Source organism: Symbiopectobacterium sp. (assembly GCF_051710365.1).
In the GTDB taxonomy this organism is placed as follows: domain Bacteria; phylum Pseudomonadota; class Gammaproteobacteria; order Enterobacterales; family Enterobacteriaceae; genus Symbiopectobacterium.
Genome location: NZ_JBPETA010000004.1, coordinates 1 through 22,189, shown reverse-complemented (window position 1 = coordinate 22,189; position 22,189 = coordinate 1). Strand labels below are relative to the sequence as shown.

Sequence of the window (22,189 nt, the reverse complement as noted above, 5' to 3'; positions counted from 1 at the left end):
TTCCAGCGTAAAGCCAAGCATTTCGGCGGGCGTATTTTTCCCTGCCGCCATGGCGGTCATGCCACCGTGGCTGAGAACAAACAGCGCTTTGACGGGCAGCGGTTGCTGTGCCACGGCGGACACCTGCTGCTGATAACGGTCGGTCAGCACTTTGCCTTCGCTCTCTTTGTGCAACGCCTGTGCAATCGTGTCGATTTTCCGGAATGCTGTCCAGCGTCGGTTGTGCAGGCACCATGATCACCTTGACGCCGCTGTCTGCCACTTGCTTGAGCACCAGAGAGGGTTGTGACAACTCACTGGCAATCACTAACGACGGTTTTAACGACAGAATGCCTTCCGCATTCAACTGACGCATATAGCCAACATCTGGCAGCGCTTTCGTTGCGGCCGGGTGCGTGCTGGTGCTGTCGCGAGCGATAAGCTGCTGCTCAGCGCCAAGCGCATAGATGATTTCGGTGACATCGACCGCCAATGGAGACGATGCTCTCATTGGCGCTGGCACCTAGTGGCAGCGTCAGGAGCAGTGCGTAAAGCCAGTTTTTCATGTGACCAGTTCCTTATTTACGGTGAGCGCCTCGATTTGTTTGCGCCATTGTACCTGCTCTGGCGTGCCTTCGGTGCGCTGGCCAAACAGCTGTGCGATTTGCGTGCCATCAGCCGCATAGAGTTCCAGGCTGGTGACGACACCGTCTGCGGTCGGTTTACGGGTGATCCAACTTTCGACAATCGCATCTTCAATCAGGTGCAGGATGAAATCCGGGTTGAAAATGTTGATCCATTCCGCGTGCTGCGCCATTTTCTCCACCCGGGCGATAGGGCCGGTGAAAATCTGTACGCAGCCACGGCTGCCAACGAACACCATGATGTCGTTTTGATCTTGCTGCGCTGCGGCCAGAACCTGCGACAGGGCGCTGTTATCGACCCGACAGGCCAGATCGTCTTTAACGGCGCGGAAAGCCTGTTGACGCGTAAGATTGTAGCGTTTAAGTAGAATGAAAAATTGGTGTACGTCCGTTATGGCACGCCATTCGGCTTCAAATGCCGCCTGGTCGATGCTGGGAGCCTGAGTGGCCGCCGGGGTTTCCGGACGTAACTGCACCTCAGGGTTAACGTCCGTGACAAATTCGGCCAGATAGGCGTCCCATGCCGTCATATCGGTCTGTTCGGTGGCATACACCTTCAGGATAGCATCACCCTGATGGTCAAAAAATTGAATGCTCTGACGCTCGCCGCGTGCGGTCTCTTCCCGCAGGCTGAATGCCACATTCCACTGATGCAAAAACAGGCGAAGATCCAGAGCGTAAGGATTGAGGATCAGCCCCGCATGGCCGTCCAAATGTTGATTTTGGTAAACGCCAACCTGTTCGTGCACCGCATAGGTGTTGCGCGTGATGGACTTGGTCTGGCCCACCTTCTCCAGCGCCAGCGCTTGGCATCCCCTTGCAAGCGTTGCGCATCATGACCGACGCGTGCGTGCGTCAACACTGCTTCACTGATGCCGAGCGCCGTGGCGATATCACGAGCGTACTGGCGGGGATTGTTGTTTTTGGCTTGCAGGTATTGAGCATAAATCGCGTTCGGCATTGTCTGTTCCTGTGGTCGTTCTGCGATGGATATTATCGTATTAGAAATAATTAACTTAATAAATGAGAATCATTTTCATGTTGCCGAAAGGTGACATCAAGTGAAGATTTCTTAATACGTCGGAAACAGGTAAGCCAGCAGAGGATGATGGAGCGGCAGCGCACGACCAGAAATGGCCGTGCGCGGTTGAAAGGCAGTAGGGCGTTAGAAGCGGCTGTCTACCGCATCGGCTAACTGTGCAAGCAGGGTTTCAGTGTCCTGCCAGCTCAGGCAGCCATCGGTAATCGATTTGCCGTAAACCAGCGTTTGCGACGCAGCCAACGGTTGCTGACCTTCAACCAGAAAGCTTTCCACCATAACACCTGCAATGGCGCGCGAACCCGAACGTATCTGTTGACACACATCGGCACACACATCCATTTGTCGCTGGTACTGTTTGTAGCTGTTGCCGTGGCTAAAATCCACCACCAACTGTGATGGCAAAGCGAATTCGCGCAGCAGTTCGCAAGCGGCCTGAATATCGGCAGCGTGATAATTGGGATTTTTCCCGCCGCGCAGAATGATGTGGCCATAGGGGTTGCCGTGCGTCTGGTAGATGGTCATCTGCCCTTGTTTATCTGGCGATAAAAACAGATGCGACGCGCGCGCGGCGCGGATGGCATCAATAGCGATGCGCAGATTGCCGTCGGTGCCATTTTTGAAACCCACTGGGCAGGAGAGGGCGGAGGCCATTTCGCGGTGGATCTGGCTTTCCGTGGTTCGCGCGCCAATGGCTCCCCAACTGATGATATCGGCAATGTATTGCCCGGTGACCATATCCAGAAATTCTGTTGCTGTTGGTAGACCAAGCGCGTTGATATCCAGCAGCAGACGGCGTGCCAATGTCAGACCGTGATTGACCTGATAGCTGCCATCAAGGGCAGGATCGGAAATTAACCCTTTCCAGCCGACAACGGTGCGCGGCTTTTCAAAATAGGTGCGCATCACGATTTCCAGCCGATCCTGATAGCGGGCACGCAGTGTAGCGAGCTGCCGTGCATAATCGAGCGCAGCATCAACATCGTGGATAGAACAGGGGCCAACGATCACCAGCAACCGGGGATCTTTTCCGGTAAGAATATTTTCTATCCTATTTCGTGACGTTGTCATGTTTTCCGCAACCGCAGGTGTAACCGGCAATTGCGCCAGCAGCACCTGCGGCGCGATCAGACGATCGAGCCGCTGGCTGCGTAACTCATCAGTTTTTAACATGCAATATCTCTGCTTACGGGTCGGTCAGGGGACCGTGTCGCAGGGCGGTTCGTCTCGCAAAGAAACGCCGCTGAACCAAGGGGTAACGCGCATAGAAATAAATCATCGCTCACACTGCGTTTATCTTCCTGAAGATAAGGCTATGGTGAAATGACTCGCGCATCGTGTCAGACGGCGGCGGGACGCTTGGGCGCTAAGCGAGTGTCAGTTTTTCCCCGTCTCCTACCAAATGGGTTGCTTCGCTACGACGACATGTCGGGAAGTCATGACGTCCACGATAACCGAATCAGGGGGCAATTCAACCCGCTTTTGTTAAAAAATGATAATGTACTAGTACATGCGACTACTCATGCCTAATATGTCGATGATCTTGGCGGAAATCTCCTCCACGGAGTAGTTTGTCGTGTTGAGATAAGGGATCTGGTGACGTCGAAACAGCGCTTCTACTTCGCTCAGTTCCATTCGGCACTGACGTAACGACGCATAACGACTGTTGCCGCGCCGCTCTTCACGGATCGCTGCCAAACGTTCGGCATTGATGGTCAGGCCGAACAGTTTGTGTTGAAACGGTTTAAGCGCTTCAGGCAGGCGTAAATTGTCCATGTCATCGGCGATGAAAGGGTAGTTGGCCGCGCGAATGCCAAACTGCATGGCGAGGTACAGGCTGGTGGGTGTTTTGCCGCAGCGGGACACGCCGAGTAAAATCACCTGCGCCTGATCGAGATTGCGTAATGAAATGCCATCGTCGTGGGAGAGGGTATAGTCAATGGCGGCGATGCGCGCATCATATTTGCCGAGGTTTTTAGCGGTCAGACCGTGGGTGCGATTGGCCTCCGGCGCGGGAGGAATATTGAGCTCTCCTTGTAATGGCGCCACCAGCGCCTGCACGATATCCTGACAAAAACCGTCGCTGCTGTTAATAATATCCCGCACCGTCTGGCTAATGATGGAATAGAACACCAGAGGACGCACGCCCGTTTGCTGGTAGAGCGTATTGATACGCTCGCGTACCGCGTTGGCGCGCTCTTCACTTTCCACAAACGGCAGCGTGTAGCTGACCGTGTTGACAGGAAACTGAGAAAGCACCGCATGGCCTAATACTTCAGCGGTGATGGCGGTACCATCGGAGATATAAAAGACGCTTCTTTCCACATCAACCCCTGCATTTTTTTCTGCGAAAAAGCGTTACTAAACTCGTTCAAAAATTGGCGTTGAACGATATTTTTAATGAAACTCAATTTCATTATCTTCATGATAAACCAGTTAAACTTTTACAGTATTGTATTTTTACCCCGTTAAGCAAGATTCAGCAGTGAAATCGTTTTTATTTCATAGGTTGAACGATTCACCTTTCCCAAGTTTGTTAAACGCTATGCTACATTCATGGCGTTGAGGCAATTGCCCAACCAACATGTTACATATCCCTAATGGTCTCCATACCCTGTGGTATGCAGGCCGAAATCGTATGCAGAAAGGATTATTTTCGATGTCCAATAACGGCCCTGATTTGCGTAATGTCCTTTGGTATAACCAGCTCGGTATGCATGACGTTGAGCGGGTGGGCGGCAAGAATGCGTCTTTGGGTGAGATGATCACTCATTTGTCAGAACTTGGCGTATCGGTTCCCAATGGTTTTGCGACAACGGCGCAGGCGTTTAACGATTTCCTTACGCAGAGCGGTATCAACCAGCGAATCTATGAGTTGCTGGATCGTACCGATATCGATGATGTGAACCAACTAGCCAAAGCGGGTGCGCAAATTCGTCAGTGGATTATCGACACACCGTTCCAGCCTGAACTGGAGCAGGCAATCAGCGCGGCTTACGATCAACTGGCCGAAGGGGAAAAAGAGGCCTCTTTTGCGGTGCGCTCTTCAGCGACGGCAGAAGACATGCCAGATGCCTCCTTTGCCGGGCAGCAGGAAACCTTCCTCAATGTGCAGGGTATCGATGCGGTGATGGTGGCGGTGAAGCATGTGTTTGCTTCGTTGTTTAACGATCGCGCCATCTCTTATCGTGTGCATCAGGGCTACGATCATCGTGGTGTGGCGCTCTCCGCTGGGGTGCAGCGCATGGTGCGTTCGGATCTGGCGGCATCGGGGGTGATGTTTACGCTGGATACGGAATCCGGTTTCGATCAAGTGGTGTTTATCACGTCCGCCTACGGCCTTGGGGAAATGGTGGTGCAAGGGGCGGTGAACCCGGATGAGTTTTACGTGCACAAACCGACGTTGCTTAACCGAAAACCAGCCATTGTACGCCGTACCATGGGTTCGAAAAAAATCCGCATGGTGTATGCCGACAGCCAGGCTCACGGCAAGCAGGTGCGTATTGAGGATGTGCCCGCAGAACTGAGCGTGCGTTTCAGCCTGACGGATACCGAAGTGGAAGCGTTAGCGCATCAGGCGCTGCTGATTGAAAAACACTACGGTCGCCCGATGGATATCGAATGGGCGAAAGACGGGCACACCGGTAAGCTCTACATCGTACAGGCGCGGCCAGAGACGGTACGCTCCAACGGTCAGGTGATGGAGCGTTACCAACTGATTAAACGTGGCAAGGTGCTGGCGGAAGGCCGTGCCATCGGTCACCGTATCGGTGCCGGCCCGGTAAAAGTGATTCAGGATATCAGCGAAATGCACCTGGTGCAGGCGGGGGATGTGCTGGTGACTGACATGACCGACCCGGATTGGGAGCCGATCATGAAGAAAGCCGCGGCTATCGTGACCAATCGTGGCGGGCGCACCTGCCACGCAGCGATTATTGCGCGTGAGCTGGGTATTCCTGCGATAGTGTGCTGTGGCGATGTGACTGAGCGTCTCCATGACGGCGAAAAAGCCACCGTATCCTGTGCGGAAGGGGACACCGGATACGTCTATGCCGATCTGCTGGAGTTTCAGGTCAAGAGTTCACAAGTCAACGAGATGCCCTCGGTGCCGTTGAAAATCATGATGAACGTGGGGAATCCCGATCGGGCATTTGATTTCGCCTGCCTGCCCAACGATGGCGTCGGTCTGGCGCGGTTGGAGTTTATCATTAACCGCATGATAGGCGTGCACCCGCGTGCGTTGCTGGAGTTCGACAGTCAAACGCCAGAACTGCAAAAAGAGATCAAAGGGCTGATGCAGGGCTATGACGATCCGGTCGAGTTTTACGTTGCGGGCCTGACGGAAGGGATCGCCACACTGGCGGCGGCGTTCTGGCCGAAACGCGTTATTGTGCGTCTGTCCGACTTTAAATCCAACGAATACGCCAACCTGGTGGGCGGCGAGCGCTATGAACCGCATGAGGAAAACCCGATGTTGGGCTTCCGTGGTGCCGGGCGCTATGTGTCACCGCATTTTAAAGCGTGCTTTGCCTTGGAATGTGCTGCGGTGAAACGCGTGCGTAATGACATGGGGCTGACCAACGTGGAAGTGATGATCCCGTTTGTGCGTACTGTGGCACAGGCGGAAGCCGTGGTTGCTGAGCTGGCGCAGCAAGGGCTCAAGCGCGGTGAGAACGGCCTCAAGGTGATCATGATGTGTGAGATCCCGTCGAACGCGCTGCTGGCGGATCAGTTCCTGGCGCACTTCGATGGTTTCTCCATCGGCTCTAACGACATGACGCACTTGGCGTTGGGGCTGGATCGCGATTCCGGCGTGGTGTCTGAACTGTTTGATGAGCGCAACGACGCGGTGAAAGCGCTGCTTTCGATGGCGATCAAAGCAGCCAAGGCACAGGGGAAATACGTGGGGATTTGCGGACAAGGCCCTTCCGATCACGAAGACTTTGCCATCTGGCTGATGGAGCAAGGCATCGACAGCCTGTCGCTCAATCCGGATACCGTGGTGCAGACCTGGTTAACGCTGGCAGAAAAGTAATCGTGCAGTAGTAGCAGGCCCCGGCAAAGCCGGGGCCTGAGACTGATGACTGAGTCACTTTACCTCTCGTCATTCCCTCCACCACTGTCATTCTCGCGAAGGCGGGAATCTCGAGCAGAAGAAACGCGTTTATTCTCACAGAGATCCCCGGCTTTCGCCGAGGATGACGAGAGAGGAATGAGAGGGGGAGCAGGGCTGTTTATCAGCAACCTCACCCGGTGTTACGGTTTAGCCTCTTGTTGCAAGAAGGCTTTGAACTGGGGAGTCATCACCGTTTCGAATCCGTTGTCGGTTTTGGTGATCAGATAAACGGCCAATCCGTGCTGCTCGGCCACTTTCAGCGCTTTTTCCGTTCCCAATACCATTAACCCTGTGTCCCAACCGTCCGCTTCGAGCGCGGTTTTGGCAATCACCGTGGCAGACACCAGCGTATGATTGATGGGGTGGCCGGTGCTGGGGTCGATGACGTGGGAATAGCGTTTGCCGTCCTGCTCGAAATAGTTGCGATAGCTGCCGGACGTACTGATGGAATACCCTTGCAGATCGACTGCCGCTTGCACCGCGTTTTCCTTATCGGTAGGTTTCTGAATCGCCACCCGCCACGGCATCCCTTGCCCATTGACCCCGCGACTTGAAATGGCACCGCCGACTGAAACCAGATAATTGGTAATGCCCTTGCGTGTCATCAACTGCGCCAACAGATCGGCACCGTAGCCTTCACCCAAGGTCGAGAGGTCCACATACAGCGACGGCAAATCTTTTTGCAGCCACTCTCCCTTGCTGTTGCTGGTAAGCGTAAGGTGCTGCAAGCCGACGCGCTGACGGGCGTCATCGATTTGCGCTTGAGTAGGAATGGTCACCGGCTGTTTTTGCGGCCCAAATCCCCACAGATTCACCAACGGCCCCACAGTAATATCCATGGCATTGTCTGTCGCCCGGCCAATGCGCTGGGCCACCAGAATAATGTCTGCCATGCCGCCGGGAATGGGTTGCGGATCGCTGCCTTGATAGCGGTTAAAGCGCGACAGAATGGAGTCTTCACGGTAAGTGGAAATATCGTTGTTGGCCTGTTCAAGCAGGGCATCGATCTCTTGTTGCAGATGCGCTTTATCTTCAGGCAGATCGCCGCTGATCTTTACGCTGTAAAAGGTCCCCATGGTTTTACCTTCCAGGCTGGTCAATGGCCGGCTGTCGGCCATCGCGGTGTTGTAGACCGCCAGACTGACCAGAATCAGGCACACCCTGCGTGCTAGTGGGGAATGTGACATAGAAAATGACTCCTGATAAAAAGAGACGTTAGAAATAATCCATTAATGCGCGCTTGCAAAGCGGAGATTGATAAAAACAGGATGAGGCGCAATTTCTCAGTAACAGCAGCGGGAAAGTACAGGATAAACCACAAAAAAAATGCTCACCTTAGGGGATGGGCAAAGACTACACACAGCAATTCGTTACTAGCTCTGACGAGGAGGAAACCTCATTGGCAAACTCGCGTTGTCCTTACAAAAAGCGTTTGTTCAGCAAGACAACGGTTGACAATCGTTTCATGAATAATGCTAGAAGCTGTGGGGCATTAAGTCATTAAGAATCATCCTAATGGTTAACGTTTTTTTAATGGATTTGTTACGCAGAGATGCAGGTTGTCAAAGTATTTGATGTAATATCGCCGCTTACCCATAGTAAATCAGAATAATCCGTGGGTGTTGCATGTAAATAATTAAGATTATTTATCTATTGATGGATTTGCCGCAGCGCTAAAGTGTCACACTGCGGCGGCCGTTCTTACTGCGAGTGTGTCGGACGATCGTTTGGCGATGGTGATGCATCCGCAATGATTTCTGGCAACGGCGTTTCCTTCATCCAGGCAGAGAGCAAGCGGTATGAAACGGCAAGCACCACTGGGCCGATAAACAGGCCGATCATGCCAAATGCCAACAGGCCGCCAATCACGCCACACAGAATCAGCAGCATGGGCAAATCGGCGCCCATGCGTATCAGCATCGGGCGGATGACGTTATCCAGCGTGCCCACCACACAACTCCACACCAACAGAATGGTGCCCCAGGTGGTATCACCGCTCCAATAGAGCCAGATTATCGCGGGGATCAGCACCAGAAGCGGTCCCAGTTGCGCCAGACAGAACAGGAACATCACGACGGTGAGCAAGGTTGGGTAGGGGATGCCGGAGATGGCGAGACCAATACCGCCCAGCACCGATTGTACGATGGCGGTCACCACCACACCGAGCGCGACGGCACGAATCGATTGTGCTGCCAGGATCACCGCAGCATCACAGCGCTCGCGTCCCAGGCGAAGCGCAAAGTGGCGCACTCCCTGGGCAACCGCTTCACCTTTATAGTAAAGCAGGGCGCTGAAAATCAGCATCAGGCCACAGTGCATCAGGAAACGTCCAATGTGGGCCGCTTGCGATAACAGCCAGGTAGCGGTTTGGCCGATATAGGGCTGCACTTTGGCAAACACGCCGCTGCCGCCACTTTGCAGCAAACTGTGCCAACTTGAAAATAGCCTGTCGCCGACAAAAGGCAGGGATGTCAGCCACTCCATACGAGGGGGCGTCAGTTTCTCTTGCCCGGAGGCCCAACTGACGATGGCGGAGGTGTTGTCCATCACCGTGCTGACCAGAATGGAAATCGGCATCACAAACATCAGGCAAAGCAACAGCGTCATGCCGGTTACCGCCAGCTCGCGCTTGCCCCACAGTAACTTCTGCATTTTCAGCATCAGCGGCCAGGTGGCAATCACCACCATGCTGGCCCAGGCAAAGCCCAGAATAAAGGGTTGCACCACCCAGAAACAGGCGATGATCATGATAGTGATAAACATCAGACTAAAGAGGATACGGGGCAAATCAAAACGCTGCTGGCGTGCGCTTTGCTGCATCGTTGCAGACAGTGGAGAGTGCGCGGCCAGCGGTTTGGGCGATGATGACTTCGTCAATGGACAATACCTCTGTATAGAGACCCGACGTTGAACAAGTTCCCTGCGATCGCTCGGGTCATCCGGCGGGGATAACTTATCATGGGGCATTTCTCGTGTTTTTGACAGCGTGTGAGCTATTTTGTTAACGCATTCACGGACAGGGCTCCAAAAATCATGCTGGGCCGCTAGGCAAAAAGTTTTTCTTAGGATGGCGGCGCACAACGCCGAAATGTGATAAAACGTAAAATCGCGAATTCGCACAATGATTTTTACAATAAACACACTCACAACACGCTAATTATTTTTTTAGTCGACAGACAGGGTCAACACATAATGATCCCACAGATCTCTCATGCACCTGTGCTGGCTCAGCCGGTGCTTAATTTTTTGGATGCTTTGAAGCAACGTGGTTTTACCGGCGATACTGCCACCAGCTATGCCGATCGCTTAACCATGTCGACCGACAACAGCATTTATCAGCTGTTGCCCGATGCGGTGGTGTTTCCCCGATCGACGGCAGACGTGGCGCTGCTGGCGCAGTTGTCAGTACAAGAGCCTTACCGTGAACTGACGTTTACCCCGCGCGGCGGCGGTACCGGCACCAATGGGCAAGCGCTGAACTAGGGCATTGTGGTGGATATGTCGCGCTACATGAACCGGATTTTGGAAATCAATCCCGAGGAAGGTTGAGTTCGCGTTGAAGCAGGGGTGATCAAAGATCAGCTCAATCAGTATCTCAAGCCTTACGGTTATTTCTTTGCGCCGGAACTGTCTACCAGTAACCGCGCCACCCTTGGCGGCATGATCAACACTGATGCCTCAGGGCAAGGCTCTCTGGTGTACGGCAAAACCTCGGACCATGTCCTTGGCGTGCGTGCCGTGCTGTTGGGCGGTGACATGCTGGATACTCAGGCGATGCCTGTGGCGCTGGCGCAGCAATTGGCGCAAGAATCTTCACCGATAGGGCGTGTATACCGCACCGTTTTTGAACGTTGCCGCGACCAGCGTGCGCTAATCCTCGATAAATTCCCCAAACTGAACCGATTCCTGACCGGATACGATCTGCGCCACGTGTTCAGCGATGATATGCAAACGTTTGACCTGACGCGCATCCTGATGGGCGCAGAGGGGACGCTGGCCTTTATCACTGAGGCCAAGCTGGATATTACGCGCTTGCCAAAGGTTAGGCGTCTGGTCAACGTCAAGTTTGATTCCTTCGATTCAGCGCTGCGCAGCGCGCCTTTTATGGTGGAAGCCAAGGCGCTTTCGGTGGAAACCGTCGATTCCCGCGTGTTGAATCTGGCGCGCGAAGATATCGTCTGGCACTCCGTCAGCGAACTGATTCAGGACGTGCCCGGTCAGGATATGCAGGGCCTGAACATCGTTGAGTTCGCTGGGGACGATGAAGCGCTGATTGATGGGCAAGTACGTGCGTTATGTGAGCGCATTGATGGTCTGCTCGCGGCCCATGAGGCGGGGGTGATCGGCTATCAGATTTGCCACGACCTTGCTGGGATTGAGCGCATTTACGCCATGCGTAAAAAGCGGTGGGGCTACTGGGTAACAGTAAAGGGCAGGCCAAGCCAATCCCCTTTGCGGAAGATACCTGTGTGCCGCCACAGCATCTGGCGGATTACATCGTCGAGTTCCGTGCGCTGCTCGATAGCCATAACCTGACCTACGGCATGTTTGGACACGTGGATGCGGGCGTGCTGCACGTGCGTCCGGCCCTTGACATGTGCGATCCGCAACAGGAAGTGCTGATGAAACAGCTTTCCGATCAGATTGTTGCGCTGACGGCCAAATATGGCGGCCTGCTGTGGGGGGAACACGGTAAAGGGTTCCGCGCCGAATACAGCCCGGCCTTTTTTGGCGAAGAACTGTATAACGAACTGCGGCACATCAAAGCCGCCTTCGATCCGAATAACCGCCTTAACCCCGGCAAGATTTGCGCGCCGTTGGCCGTCGATGCGCCGATGATGCGTATTGATGCCGAGAAGCGTGGCACCTTCGATCGCCGCATTCCGCTGACGGTGCGTACCTCGTTCCGTGGCGCGATGGAGTGTAACGGCAACGGACTGTGTTTCAACTTTGACGTGAACAGTCCGATGTGTCCTTCCATGAAGATCAGCGGAAACCGTATCCATTCGCCGAAAGGGCGAGCGACGCTGGTGCGCGAATGGCTGCGCCTGCTTGCCGAGCAGGGGATCGATCCGGTGGCGCTGGAGCAGTCGTTGACCGCGCGGTCGCCCAGCCTGCGTGGTTTGATTGAAAAGACGCGTAACAGCTGGCGCGCGCGCAAAGGCGAATATGACTTCTCTCATGAAGTGAAAGCGTCCATGTCCGGGTGTCTGGCCTGTAAAGCCTGTTCAACCCAATGTCCGATCAAGATAGATGTCCCGGGATTCCGTGCACGTTTCCTCCAGCTTTACCACACGCTCTATTTACGTCCCGCGCGTGATTATCTGGTGGCCGGTGTAGAAAGTTACGCTCCATTGATGGCTCTGAGCCCTAAAACCTTCAACTTCTTCCTGAAAATGCCGCTGGTTGACGCCTTGAGCCGCCGGACGATCGGCATGACCGATCTGCCGTTACTCTCTTCTCCTTCGCTGCGCCAGCAGTTTGCCGGGCATCCGGCAATGACCACCACGCTGGAGCAGTTGGAAAGTGTTGCCGCCGCATCCCGCGATCGGTATGTGCTGATTGTGCAGGACCCGTTTACCAGCTATTACGATGCTCAAGTGGTGGCCGATTTGGTGCATCTGATGGAAAAACTGGATCTCAAGCCGGTACTGCTACCCTTCTCACCTAACGGTAAGCCGCAGCATATCAAAGGATTCTTAACCCGTTTTGCTAAAACCGCAGCCAAAACCTCAGATTTCCTGAATCGGGTTGCCAAGCTGGGCATGCCAATGATTGGCGTCGACCCGGCGTTGGTGCTCTGTTATCGCGATGAATACCGTGAAATTCTGGGTGATAAACGCGGCGATTTTCAGGTGCAACTGGTGCATGAATGGCTGCTGCCGCTGCTGTCGGCGAGAACGCCCACGGCCGCGCCGCGTGATGATGCCTGGTATCTGTTTGGTCACTGTATCGAATCAACCTCGCTGCCGACCAGCAGCAAACAGTGGGCCGATATCTTTGCCCGTTTCGGCGCGCGACTGGAAAACGTCAACGTGGGCTGCTGTGGTATGGCAGGCACCTATGGTCATGAAAGCAAGAACCTGGCTGACTCCAAGGGGATCTACGCCTTGTCCTGGCAGCAGGCGTTGCAAAAACTACCTTCCGCGCGCTGCCTGACGACGGGTTACTCATGCCGCAGCCAGGTGAAGCGTATGGAAGGCCAGGGGTTGCGTCATCCGTTGCAGGCGCTACTTGACCTCGTCTGACAGGAGAGCGTTATGCTGTGGAGAAGAACGGTTACGTTGGATCAACTGAATCAACAAAGTCAGGGCTGCATGGTGGAGCACGTCGGTATTCGCTATACCGCGATTAACGACGATTCGCTGGAAGGCACCTTGCCGGTAGATGGCCGAACGCGTCAGCCGTTCGGTCTGCTACACGGCGGGGCATCGGTGGTGCTGGCGGAGTCGCTGGGCTCGGTGGCGGGCTACCTGTGTACCGAAGGGGAGCAGCGCGTGGTAGGGATGGAGATTAATGCCAACCATTTGCGCGCAGTGACGTCGGGTGAGGTGCGTGGTGTCTGCCGCGCATTGCACGTGGGACGCCGTAATCAGATGTTGCAAATTGATATTTACGATGAGCAAGGCCGCATGTGCTGCACCTCTCGGCTTACGACGGCTGTAGTGACGCCCTGATTTTTCTGCAATCACTGAATGCGCGCCAACCGGCGCGCATGTTCATTCTCTCGCTCCTCAAGGCAAAAAGGGGACGCGCCGTACAAAATCGGTCTGAAAAGCGGTGGCCTTATCCCAACTGCCTTCAAGGCTGAGCTGATGGCAAATCAGCTTTAGCGTGTTGCGTGCAAAATAATAGCTCTGCACGCGGAAAAGATGGCAACGCCCTTCGTTATTAATCTCTTTTATCAATCGGTTATGCAACTTGACCAGCGCATGCAGATAGCTCTCATCATCGCCGTTCTTACGGCACAGATCGATCATCTCCATGCAGGCATTGTGGTAGCGGCGCAGGTGATCGATATGGCTTTCCTGCCGATTCAGCCGCGCTTCGGCCATATAGAAATCGACGGTGACATCCCGGATCAAGAATTTGTACTCATCAATCTGATGCTGTAGCCAGGCATTCACGGACTGCATAGGGATCATCATAGATATTAATGATAATCATTATCATATTTATAATGTTCATCGGGATCAACCGATCGCCCCGTGCCAGAGAAAAAAAAGTATACGGCCTGATAAGACTTTTTATGGTTAATAAATGCGCAATCAAACCATAAAATCGGTCACGATTTTTCCTGTTTTAAAAATAGGTATCGTCTATGAATGTTATAATTATGATAACTATATGTTGATGTTAATTCATTCACCTGTCACGCGATGGTAAATTAGTTATTTTATATCAACAGGTTATTTTTTTATTGTCAGTCTATAAACGTGCGAGCAGGCAAAAAAAAACGGTTTTTTTCAGGATTCGGTGAAATTTTACAAATACCCCTGCGAAACAAGAGGTTGAAGCAATAATCATTATCACTAACATTAGGCTCAGACAGAGCTTTTCTGAAACGAGGTACGGCGGATGCAAACGGGAAACGTAGAAACATTTTCACTGGATGAAAACACCTGGAAAGGGCTGACGCTGACGGCCAGCGCCGCTCAACAGATCCTGCGCCTTGTCCAGTCTGATGACACGGTGAAAGGGTTACGTTTGAGCGTCAAGCAATCAGGATGTGCAGGGTTTGGTTATGTACTGGATCTGGTCAAAGCACCGGATGCGGGTGACCTGGTGTTCGAGCGCGAGGGCGCACACCTGTACGTCCCCTTAAAGGCGATGCCTTTTATCGATGGCACCGAACTGGATTATGTGCGGGAAGGCTTGAACCAGATTTTCAAATTTAATAATCCCAAAGCGCAGCACGCCTGCGGGTGTGGCGAAAGCTTTGGCATTGAGTGATGACTGATATGGCGCGTAGCAATGTAGATGTACCTGATGATGTGCAAATCTGGATGGGGGATGGCCGCTATAAAGAGGGCTTTTTCACCGAACTGCCTACTGACCAACTGGGACGTGGCGTCAATGAAGAGGTGGTGCGAGCGATCTCCGCCAAACGCAACGAACCTGAGTGGATGCTGGAGTTCCGTCTCAACGCCTACCGCGCCTGGCTGGAGATGGAGGAGCCGCACTGGCTAAAAGCGCACTATGACAAGCTGGACGATCAGGAGTACAGCTATTATTCGGCGCCGTCATGCGGTCACTGTGATGATACCTGCGGCTCTGAACCTGGTGCCAAGCAGCAGTCCAGCATTGCCGAGGTGAACAGCTACCTGACCGCTGAAGTCGAAAATGCCTTCAATCAGCTCGGCGTGCCGGTGCGCGAAGGGCAAGCCGTGGCGGTGGATGCGATTTTTGACTCGGTATCGGTGGCGACCACTTATCGTGAAGAGCTGGCGTAGCAGGGGATTATTTTCTGCTCATTCAGCGAGGCGATTCAGGAACACCCCGATCTGGTGCGCCAATATCTTGGTACGGTGGTGCCTGCCAACGATAACTTTTTTGCCGCGCTTAATGCCGCGGTAGCCTCTGACGGCACCTTCGTCTACATACCGAAAGGCGTGCGTTGCACGATGGAACTCTCCACCTATTTCCGTATCAATGCGGCGAAGACCGGGCAGTTCGAGCGCACCATCCTGATTGCCGATGACGACAGCTATGTCAGCTATATCGAAGGGTGCTCAGCGCCCGTGCGCGATAGCTACCAACTGCACGCCGCCGTGGTGGAAGTGATCGTCAACAAGAATGCCGAGGTAAAATACTCTACGGTTCAGAACTGGTTCTCCGGCCAGGATGCTAAAGGCGGTATCCTTAACTTCGTGACCAAACGTGCGCTCTGCGCCGGCGAGTATGCCAAGATGTCCTGGACTCAGTCTGAAACCGGCTCGGCCATCACCTGGAAATACCCGAGCGTGATTTTGCGCGGAGATAACTCGGTGGGTGAGTTCTTCTCTGTTGCGCTGACCAGCGGTCATCAGCAAGCGGATACCGGGACCAAGATGATCCACATCGGCAAAAACACACGCTCCACGATTATCTCCAAAGGGATCTCTGTCGGTCACAGTGAGAACACCTACCGCGGTCTGGTAAAAATCATGCCGACTGCCACCAATGCGCGTAATTTCACCCAATGCGACTCGATGCTGATTGGCAGCGACTGCGGTGCGCACACTTTCCCGTATGTGGAAGTGCGCAACAACAGCGCGCAGTTGGAGCATGAGGCGACAACCTCACGCATTGGTGAAGACCAACTGTTCTATTGCCTGCAACGCGGTATCAGCGAAGACGACGCCATTTCGATGATTGTGAACGGATTCTGTAAGGACGTGTTCTCGGAGCTGCCGCTGGAATTTGCCGTAGAAGCGCAGAAGCTCCTGGCAATCAGTCTGGAACACAGCGTCGGCTAAGGGCATCGCAAAATAAAAATGCAGCAGGGTGCCGAATGTCAATCTGACAGCACCCTACGCGAATTGATGTTATCAGGCGTGCTCGGCACGACGCCGCAAGGATAAACTATGTTAAGCATTAAGAATTTACATGTAAGCGTTGAAGGTAAGGCCATCCTGAACGAACTGAACCTCGAGGTGAAACCCGGTGAAGTTCACGCCATTATGGGACCTAACGGTTCCGGAAAAAGTACGCTTTCCGCCACGCTTGCAGGCCGCGAAGATTATGAAGTGAACGACGGCACGGTGGCGTTCAAGGGGAAAGACTTGTTGGAATTAGACCCGGAAGATCGCGCCGGTGAGGGCATCTTTATGGCCTTCCAATACCCGGTCGAAATCCCTGGCGTCAGTAACCAGTTCTTTCTGCAAACCGCGGTCAACGCCGTGCGCAAATATCGCGAGCAGGAGCCGCTGGACCGATTCGATTTCGCCGATTTCATTGAAGATAAAATCAAACTGCTCAGAATGCCGGAAGATTTGTTGACCCGTTCGGTCAACGTAGGTTTTTCCGGCGGCGAGAAAAAACGTAATGACATTCTGCAAATGGCTGCGCTGGAGCCAGAGCTGTGTATCCTGGATGAGACGGACTCCGGGCTGGATATCGATGCGCTGAAGATTGTGGCCAACGGCGTTAATGCGCTACGTAACCAACAACGCGCGTTTATTATCGTGACGCACTACCAGCGTATTTTGGATTATATCCAACCCGATTATGTGCACGTGCTCTATCAAGGTCGCATCGTCAAATCGGGCGATTTTTCGCTGGTGAAACAGTTGGAGGAGCAAGGCTATGGCTGGCTTACCGACCAACAGTAACACGCTGGCTGAAAAACAGGCCAAAACGCTCCAGCAGTGGCAGGCGTTGTTTAACGCTTCACGCGCGGCGGATGCACCCAGTGCGCAACACCACTGGCAGGAAGTGATGCGGCTCGGCTTGCCGGGGCGCAAACACGAGCATTGGAAATACACTCTGCTGGATGGGTTGCTGGCGCAGCAGTTCAGCGCGCCAGATGCCGTGACCCTTGATGACGCTACGCTGGCAGCACACGCACTGGCGCTGGAAAGTTGGCGTCTGGTGTTTGTTGATGGCGTATTCAACGCAGCGTTGAGCGATGCGCAGTGGGGGCCTTACCAGATTGCGGTGAACGCGCCCCATGCGGCACCCACCGATCTGGCAGCGGTTCAACCCGAACTGTTTTTGCACCTGACGGAAAGTCTGGCGGAGCAGCACACTGCCATCCGTTTACCGACGGGATGTCAGGCGGAGAAACCACTTTATATTCTGCATATCAGCAGCGGACAGTCTGCCAGTCTGAACATGGCACACCAGCGCCACCATCTGTATGTCGGGGCGGGAGCCAGCGCAGAGATTATCGAGCACTACGTCAGTTTGGATGACAAGGCGCACTTCACCGGTACGCGCCTGACGGTGCATGCCGCTGCCAACAGCCAGGTAAAACACCTCAAGCTGGCGTTTGAGGCTGCCGCCAGTTACCACTTCGCCCACAACGATCTGGTATTAGAACGGGATGCGCGTGTGCGCAGCCACAGCTTCTTGCTGGGTGCCGGATTAACTCGGCACCACACCAGTGCACAGATTAACGGTGAAGGCGTCAACCTTTCTATCAACAGCCTGATTTTGCCGATTGGCAACGAAGTGTGCGATACCCGTACCTACCTTGAACATAATCAGGGCCACGGTGAAAGCCGCCAACTGCACAAGGCGATTGTCAGTGACAAAGCCCGGGCGGTGTTCAACGGTATGATCAAGGTCGCGCCAGGGGCATTGAAGACCGACGGACAGATGACCAACAACAACTTGCTGCTGGGGCGTCTGGCGGAAGTGGATACCAAGCCACAGCTCGAGATCTACGCTGATGATGTGAAGTGCAGCCACGGTGCCACGGTTGGACGTATTGATGACGAGCAACTGTTCTACCTGCGTTCGCGCGGTATTTCACAACAGGATGCACAGCAGATGATCATCTACGCGTTTGCCGCCGAATTGACGGAAGCGCTGGATAACGACACGCTGCAAGAAGCGGTGTTGCAGCGTATTGCGTTGCGTCTGCCGAACGCGGCAGGAGTGGCCTGATGAATTATCCGATTGAACGTATTCGCCGCGATTTCCCGGTGCTGGCGCAGCAGGTCAACGGGCAGCCTCTGGCATATCTCGACAGCGCCGCCAGTGCGCAGAAACCGCAGGCGGTGATTGACCGGGAAGTGGCGTTTTACAGTAATGAATATGCCGCGGTGCACCGCGGCATTCATACACTAAGCGCACAGGCGACCAGCGCGATGGAAGCGGTGCGTGAACAGGTTGCGCGCTATATCAATGCGGCCTCGGCGGAAGAGATCGTCTTCGTGCGTGGTACCACGGAAGCGATTAATCTGGTCGCCAACAGCTACGGCAGTGCTTTTATTCAAACCGGTGACAATATTCTGATCACCGAAATGGAGCACCATGCCAATATTGTGCCCTGGCAAATGCTGGCGGAACGCCAAGGCGTTGAGCTGCGCGTGCTGCCACTCACGGCGCAAGGCACGCTGGATTTAAGCCAATTGGATACGCTGCTGGATACTCGTACCCGCTTGCTGGCCGTGGCTCAGGTCTCTAACGTGCTGGGCACGGAAAACCCGCTGGAAACCTTGATTGCGCGGGCGCGGGCGGTTGGCAGCGCGGTGCTGGTGGACGGTGCGCAGGCTGTGATGCATCAGCGTGTGGACGTGCAGGCGTTAGACTGTGATTTTTATGCTTTTTCCGGCCACAAAATATACGGCCCCTCCGGTATTGGTGTGCTGTACGCCAAGCACGCGCTGCTCAATGCTATGCCGCCGTGGGAAGGGGGCGGGGCGATGATTCGTGACGTCAGCCTGACGCAGGGCACCCGCTATGCCGATGCGCCGTGGCGCTTTTTTGAAGCAGGATCGCCCAACACGGGCGGGATCATGGGACTGGGTGCGGCGCTGGATTATGTCTCCGCCATCGGGCTGGACGCCATTCACGATTACGAAACGGCGCTGATGCACTACGCGCTGGATGCGCTGAGTACGGTACCGGATATCATCCTCTACGGTCCGGCGGAGCGAAAAGGGGTGATTGCCTTTAACCTCGGCAAGCATCATGCCTATGACGTCGGCAGTTTCCTAGACCAATACGGTATTGCCATTCGTACCGGTCATCACTGTGCGATGCCGTTGATGGCACATTATGGCGTACCCAGTATGTGCCGCGCCTCGTTAGCGGTTTATACTACCCGAGAAGAAATAGATCGGCTGGTTGCCGGACTACAGCGTATTCATCGTTTGCTGGGAGGCTGATAAGCCTTTATGCGCGCCTGTGTTTCCCCTTGTCTTTTTGTTCTGGCGTTGTCGCCAGGCGGCAATGGTGCGGGCGTGCATGTCAGCCTGTTGGGAGGAATTCATGGCAAGCTTGCCAGAGCCAGAAAAATTGTTGCGAAATTTTTCTCGTTGCAACAATTGGGAAGAAAAGTATCTGTATATCATTGAACTGGGCGGTCGTTTAGACCTGTTGCCAGAGCAGTGGCGTCAACCTGAGAACCTGATTGCCGGATGTCAGAGTCAGGTATGGATTGTGATGACGCGCGATGAGCAGGGCCACCTGGTTTTTAGCGGTGACAGCGATGCGGCTATCGTCAAGGGACTGGTTGCCGTGGTCTTCGGCCTGTATCAAGGATTGACGGCGCAGCAAGTCCTGGCGCTTGATGTGCGACCTTTCTTTGCGGAACTGGCGCTGAGCCAGCATTTAACGCCATCTCGCTCACAGGGGCTGGAAGCGATGCTGCGCGCCATTCGCGCCAAAGCGTTTACCCTGGCCTGATCCTGCCAACCAGCCCGTTTACTGCGGGCTGGTTCATTCAAGCACGGCGTTTGCGCGCCAACCGCCTGGTTTTTCAGATTACCCCACTGGTTATTACCAGAAACTCCTTTTATTCTGTCGTGGTGCTTTGTCAAGAACTGCATATTAACGCATTGATTAGCAAATAAAACCTGTGGGTATTTTTGACATGCTACACTTGCAGAATCCGACGGAAGTGGCCGCATTCAGGCCCCGGCTGGTATCAATGGCAAACGAATAATAACGTCAACCTGTAGAGATTTTCGTATGAAGCGTATGTTTACACTTTTGGGTATGATACTGGCGACCTACCTGGTAGGAAGCTCGGCGGCGAGCGCCACCGAATACCCATTGCCCCCCGCGGGCAGCCGTCTGATCGGTGAGAACATTGCCTACCCGGTGCCCCATGATGGTCGGCCGCTGGAAGCGATTGCGTCTGATTTTAAAATTGGCCTGCTGAATATGCTGGAAGCCAATCCCGGCACCGATCCCTATTTGCCAACGCCGGGTTCTACCTTGACCATCCCGACGCAGATGCTGCTGCCGGATACGCCGCGCGAGGGTATTGTCGTCAATCTGGCTGAGCTGCGTCTCTACTATTACCCGAAAGGGAAGGGCACCGTCATCGTTTTCCCGATCGGTATCGGTCAGCAGGGGCGCAACACCCCGTTGATGGTCACGTCGGTCAGCGAAAAACGTGCCAATCCGACCTGGACGCCGACGGCCAACATCCGTAAGCGTTATCTGGAAGAAGAGGGCATCAAACTTCCGGCGGTTGTCCCGGCGGGGCCGGATAATCCGATGGGGCTGCATGCCCTGTGTCTGGCGGCCCATGGCGGTGTGTATTTGCTGCACGGCACTAACGCTAACTTCGGTATTGGTATGCGTGTCAGTTCCGGCTGTATCCGTCTGCGTGCCGATGACATTGAATGGTTGTTTAATAACGTACCGGTAGGCACCCGAGTGCAGATCATCAATGACGCGGTGAAAACCTCGGTGGAGCCTGACGGCAAGCGTTACATTGAAGTGCATCAGCCGCTGTCTAAAACGTCCAAGGACGATCCACAAACCATGGCAATCCCGCTGAATAAACAGATTCAGAGCTTTATCCATGCGGCGGAAACGGATAGCCAAATGGTGGCCGATGCTATTGTGCGCCGTTCTGGGATGCCGATTCTGGTCAGCGCCGGGCAAAGCGTCGAGCATTTTCAGGAGCCTGTGCTAACAGCGCCTGAGACGCATCAGGCTGCGCCTATCCATCCCACTAATTCATCGATAAAACGCGCTCAGCGACCGTTGAGCGCGCATTAACGCCACTCCTCGGTGAAAGCCGGAAAATGTTGTTCTCAATGCCAGTTTATCTGAATCTTGTGACGTGCGTCAGTGGGTTGCGGGAGGCGTTAACGACATATGCTGAATAGGCAAAACGGGAGGCAAAAAAAATGGCGCACACTGTGCGCCATTTTCACTACTTAACCAATTCTTACTTTTTGTAAGTACGAACTTGGTTGTCCAGACGCTGGTTAGCACGAGCTGCGTCATCTTTAGCAGCCTGTACATCAGCGCGGATTGCGTTCACGTCGTTGCTCAGTTGATCAACTTTAGCGTTCAGAGTCTGAACGTCAGAAGACAGTTGGTCAATTTTAGCATTGCTGGAACAGCCTGCCAGCAGAGTAGAACCCAGGATTACCGCGCCCAGTACCAGTTTAGTACGATTCATTCTTAATACCCTCTAGATTGAGTTAATCTCCATGTAGCATTACAAGTATTACACAAAGCTTTTTCTAATGAGAATAAATTTTTGATGAGAACATGCTTAATTTTGATCGTTCGCTCAAAGAAGCAGCGAGTTTTACAGAGTAGTTAAAAAAGGAATGAAAACAGCGGTATTTTATGATGCGAATTGGGGATATATTCTGCGGAAATAGGTGGATCCGTCATTCCGCACCTACTTTAAGAATAAATTCGACGGTATCGCTCGCCGAGAACATCAACGATGGTCTTGTGAATAGAATTGAGGTTGGATACTTGTGGTGGTCTGTCACCAATACTGAA

16 protein-coding genes and 3 pseudogenes are annotated in these 22,189 nt (G+C 53.8%); 11 read left to right on the top strand and 8 right to left on the bottom strand.

The genetic code is table 11. The features are described 5' to 3' along the window. Window positions 1-15: 15 nt before the first annotated feature. Both ACTBDZ_RS00780 and ACTBDZ_RS00775 read right to left on the bottom strand, forming a co-directional pair. Window positions 16-545, bottom strand: a pseudogene (locus ACTBDZ_RS00780) (heme/hemin ABC transporter substrate-binding protein); the annotation flags it as partial. Further along, window positions 542-1,372: a hemin-degrading factor gene (locus tag ACTBDZ_RS00775; RefSeq protein WP_438813857.1), complete on the bottom strand. Its 831-nt coding sequence runs from the start codon at window positions 1,370-1,372 to the stop codon at window positions 542-544. The pseudogene ACTBDZ_RS00780 and the gene ACTBDZ_RS00775, both read right to left, overlap by 4 nt. 86 nt (window positions 1,373-1,458) lie before the next feature. On the opposite strand from ACTBDZ_RS00775, the gene ACTBDZ_RS00770 reads away from it, so the two are divergent. Further along, window positions 1,459-1,638 (top strand): hypothetical protein, encoded by a 180-nt coding sequence (locus ACTBDZ_RS00770; RefSeq protein WP_438813843.1) that lies wholly within the window; start codon window positions 1,459-1,461, stop codon window positions 1,636-1,638. A gap of 150 nt (window positions 1,639-1,788) precedes the next feature. On the opposite strand, the gene ACTBDZ_RS00765 is transcribed toward ACTBDZ_RS00770, so the two are convergent. Continuing rightward, window positions 1,789-2,835 (bottom strand): 3-deoxy-7-phosphoheptulonate synthase, encoded by a 1,047-nt coding sequence (locus tag ACTBDZ_RS00765; protein ID WP_438813842.1) that lies wholly within the window; start codon window positions 2,833-2,835, stop codon window positions 1,789-1,791. Between the two features lie 330 nt (window positions 2,836-3,165). After that, complete coding sequence (ppsR, locus tag ACTBDZ_RS00760; protein WP_438813841.1) at window positions 3,166-3,987, bottom strand: posphoenolpyruvate synthetase regulatory kinase/phosphorylase PpsR; 822 nt, start codon at window positions 3,985-3,987, stop codon at window positions 3,166-3,168. A 334-nt stretch (window positions 3,988-4,321) separates the two neighbouring features. Between ppsR and ppsA the strand changes: the two genes are divergently transcribed. Continuing rightward, window positions 4,322-6,697: a phosphoenolpyruvate synthase gene (gene ppsA / locus ACTBDZ_RS00755; RefSeq protein WP_438813840.1), complete on the top strand. Its 2,376-nt coding sequence runs from the start codon at window positions 4,322-4,324 to the stop codon at window positions 6,695-6,697. A 221-nt stretch (window positions 6,698-6,918) separates the two neighbouring features. Here ppsA and apbE read toward each other — a convergent pair whose 3' ends face one another. Next, a complete protein-coding gene (gene apbE / locus ACTBDZ_RS00750) occupies window positions 6,919-7,965 on the bottom strand; it encodes an FAD:protein FMN transferase ApbE (RefSeq protein WP_438813839.1) in 1,047 nt (348 codons plus the stop codon). A gap of 514 nt (window positions 7,966-8,479) precedes the next feature. Continuing rightward, window positions 8,480-9,598, bottom strand: a complete 1,119-nt coding sequence (gene ydiK, locus ACTBDZ_RS00745) for an AI-2E family transporter YdiK (protein ID WP_438813856.1) — start codon at window positions 9,596-9,598, stop codon at window positions 8,480-8,482. A gap of 372 nt (window positions 9,599-9,970) precedes the next feature. Here ydiK and ydiJ point away from each other — a divergent pair. Both ydiJ and ACTBDZ_RS00735 read left to right on the top strand, forming a co-directional pair. Continuing rightward, window positions 9,971-13,026, top strand: a pseudogene (ydiJ, locus tag ACTBDZ_RS00740) (D-2-hydroxyglutarate dehydrogenase YdiJ). A gap of 12 nt (window positions 13,027-13,038) precedes the next feature. Next, the gene (locus tag ACTBDZ_RS00735; protein ID WP_438813838.1) at window positions 13,039-13,455 is read left to right on the top strand and encodes a hotdog fold thioesterase; all 417 of its coding nucleotides are present in this window, start codon (window positions 13,039-13,041) and stop codon (window positions 13,453-13,455) included. Between the two features lie 57 nt (window positions 13,456-13,512). Here ACTBDZ_RS00735 and ACTBDZ_RS00730 read toward each other — a convergent pair whose 3' ends face one another. Then, entirely contained in the window at window positions 13,513-13,914 is a 402-nt protein-coding gene (locus tag ACTBDZ_RS00730) for a hypothetical protein (protein WP_438813837.1), read from the bottom strand. Window positions 13,915-14,356: 442 nt separating this feature from the next. On the opposite strand from ACTBDZ_RS00730, the gene sufA reads away from it, so the two are divergent. The 7 genes and pseudogenes from sufA (at window position 14,357) to ACTBDZ_RS00695 (ending at window position 21,445) form a co-directional block, all read left to right on the top strand. Further along, window positions 14,357-14,731: a Fe-S cluster assembly scaffold SufA gene (gene sufA / locus ACTBDZ_RS00725; RefSeq protein WP_291969044.1), complete on the top strand. Its 375-nt coding sequence runs from the start codon at window positions 14,357-14,359 to the stop codon at window positions 14,729-14,731. A gap of 8 nt (window positions 14,732-14,739) precedes the next feature. Next, window positions 14,740-16,236 (top strand): annotated as a pseudogene (gene sufB, locus ACTBDZ_RS00720) (Fe-S cluster assembly protein SufB). 108 nt (window positions 16,237-16,344) lie between these two features. Further along, window positions 16,345-17,091 (top strand): Fe-S cluster assembly ATPase SufC, encoded by a 747-nt coding sequence (sufC, locus tag ACTBDZ_RS00715; RefSeq protein WP_438813836.1) that lies wholly within the window; start codon window positions 16,345-16,347, stop codon window positions 17,089-17,091. Further along, the gene (gene sufD, locus ACTBDZ_RS00710) at window positions 17,066-18,370 is read left to right on the top strand and encodes a Fe-S cluster assembly protein SufD (protein WP_438813835.1); all 1,305 of its coding nucleotides are present in this window, start codon (window positions 17,066-17,068) and stop codon (window positions 18,368-18,370) included. The genes sufC and sufD overlap by 26 nt, the downstream gene beginning before the upstream one ends. Beyond that, window positions 18,370-19,596: a cysteine desulfurase SufS gene (gene sufS, locus ACTBDZ_RS00705; protein ID WP_438813834.1), complete on the top strand. Its 1,227-nt coding sequence runs from the start codon at window positions 18,370-18,372 to the stop codon at window positions 19,594-19,596. The genes sufD and sufS overlap by 1 nt, the downstream gene beginning before the upstream one ends. Window positions 19,597-19,699: 103 nt before the next feature. Then, a complete protein-coding gene (gene sufE / locus ACTBDZ_RS00700) occupies window positions 19,700-20,116 on the top strand; it encodes a cysteine desulfuration protein SufE (RefSeq protein WP_438813833.1) in 417 nt (138 codons plus the stop codon). Window positions 20,117-20,401: 285 nt separating this feature from the next. Next, the gene (locus tag ACTBDZ_RS00695) at window positions 20,402-21,445 is read left to right on the top strand and encodes a L,D-transpeptidase family protein (protein ID WP_438813832.1); all 1,044 of its coding nucleotides are present in this window, start codon (window positions 20,402-20,404) and stop codon (window positions 21,443-21,445) included. Window positions 21,446-21,617: 172 nt separating this feature from the next. Here ACTBDZ_RS00695 and ACTBDZ_RS00690 read toward each other — a convergent pair whose 3' ends face one another. Continuing rightward, on the bottom strand, window positions 21,618-21,854 hold the full coding sequence (locus tag ACTBDZ_RS00690; RefSeq protein WP_195312335.1) for a major outer membrane lipoprotein: 237 nt from the start codon (window positions 21,852-21,854) through the stop codon (window positions 21,618-21,620). Between the last annotated feature and the right edge of the window lie 335 nt (window positions 21,855-22,189).

Excerpts from the sequence above, each read along its gene's own strand:
- ACTBDZ_RS00770 (WP_438813843.1), top strand. The coding sequence starts at position 1,459 with ATGACCGACGCGTGCGTGCGTCAACACTGCTTCACTGATGCCGAGCGC.
- ACTBDZ_RS00765 (WP_438813842.1), bottom strand. The coding sequence starts at position 2,835 with ATGTTAAAAACTGATGAGTTACGCAGCCAGCGGCTCGATCGTCTGATC.
- ppsA (WP_438813840.1), top strand. The coding sequence starts at position 4,322 with ATGTCCAATAACGGCCCTGATTTGCGTAATGTCCTTTGGTATAACCAG.
- apbE (WP_438813839.1), bottom strand. The coding sequence starts at position 7,965 with ATGTCACATTCCCCACTAGCACGCAGGGTGTGCCTGATTCTGGTCAGT.
- ydiK (WP_438813856.1), bottom strand. The coding sequence starts at position 9,598 with ATGCAGCAAAGCGCACGCCAGCAGCGTTTTGATTTGCCCCGTATCCTC.
- ACTBDZ_RS00735 (WP_438813838.1), top strand. The coding sequence starts at position 13,039 with ATGCTGTGGAGAAGAACGGTTACGTTGGATCAACTGAATCAACAAAGT.
- ACTBDZ_RS00730 (WP_438813837.1), bottom strand. The coding sequence starts at position 13,914 with ATGCAGTCCGTGAATGCCTGGCTACAGCATCAGATTGATGAGTACAAA.
- sufA (WP_291969044.1), top strand. The coding sequence starts at position 14,357 with ATGCAAACGGGAAACGTAGAAACATTTTCACTGGATGAAAACACCTGG.
- sufC (WP_438813836.1), top strand. The coding sequence starts at position 16,345 with ATGTTAAGCATTAAGAATTTACATGTAAGCGTTGAAGGTAAGGCCATC.
- sufD (WP_438813835.1), top strand. The coding sequence starts at position 17,066 with ATGGCTGGCTTACCGACCAACAGTAACACGCTGGCTGAAAAACAGGCC.
- sufS (WP_438813834.1), top strand. The coding sequence starts at position 18,370 with ATGAATTATCCGATTGAACGTATTCGCCGCGATTTCCCGGTGCTGGCG.
- sufE (WP_438813833.1), top strand. The coding sequence starts at position 19,700 with ATGGCAAGCTTGCCAGAGCCAGAAAAATTGTTGCGAAATTTTTCTCGT.
- ACTBDZ_RS00695 (WP_438813832.1), top strand. The coding sequence starts at position 20,402 with ATGAAGCGTATGTTTACACTTTTGGGTATGATACTGGCGACCTACCTG.
- ACTBDZ_RS00690 (WP_195312335.1), bottom strand. The coding sequence starts at position 21,854 with ATGAATCGTACTAAACTGGTACTGGGCGCGGTAATCCTGGGTTCTACT.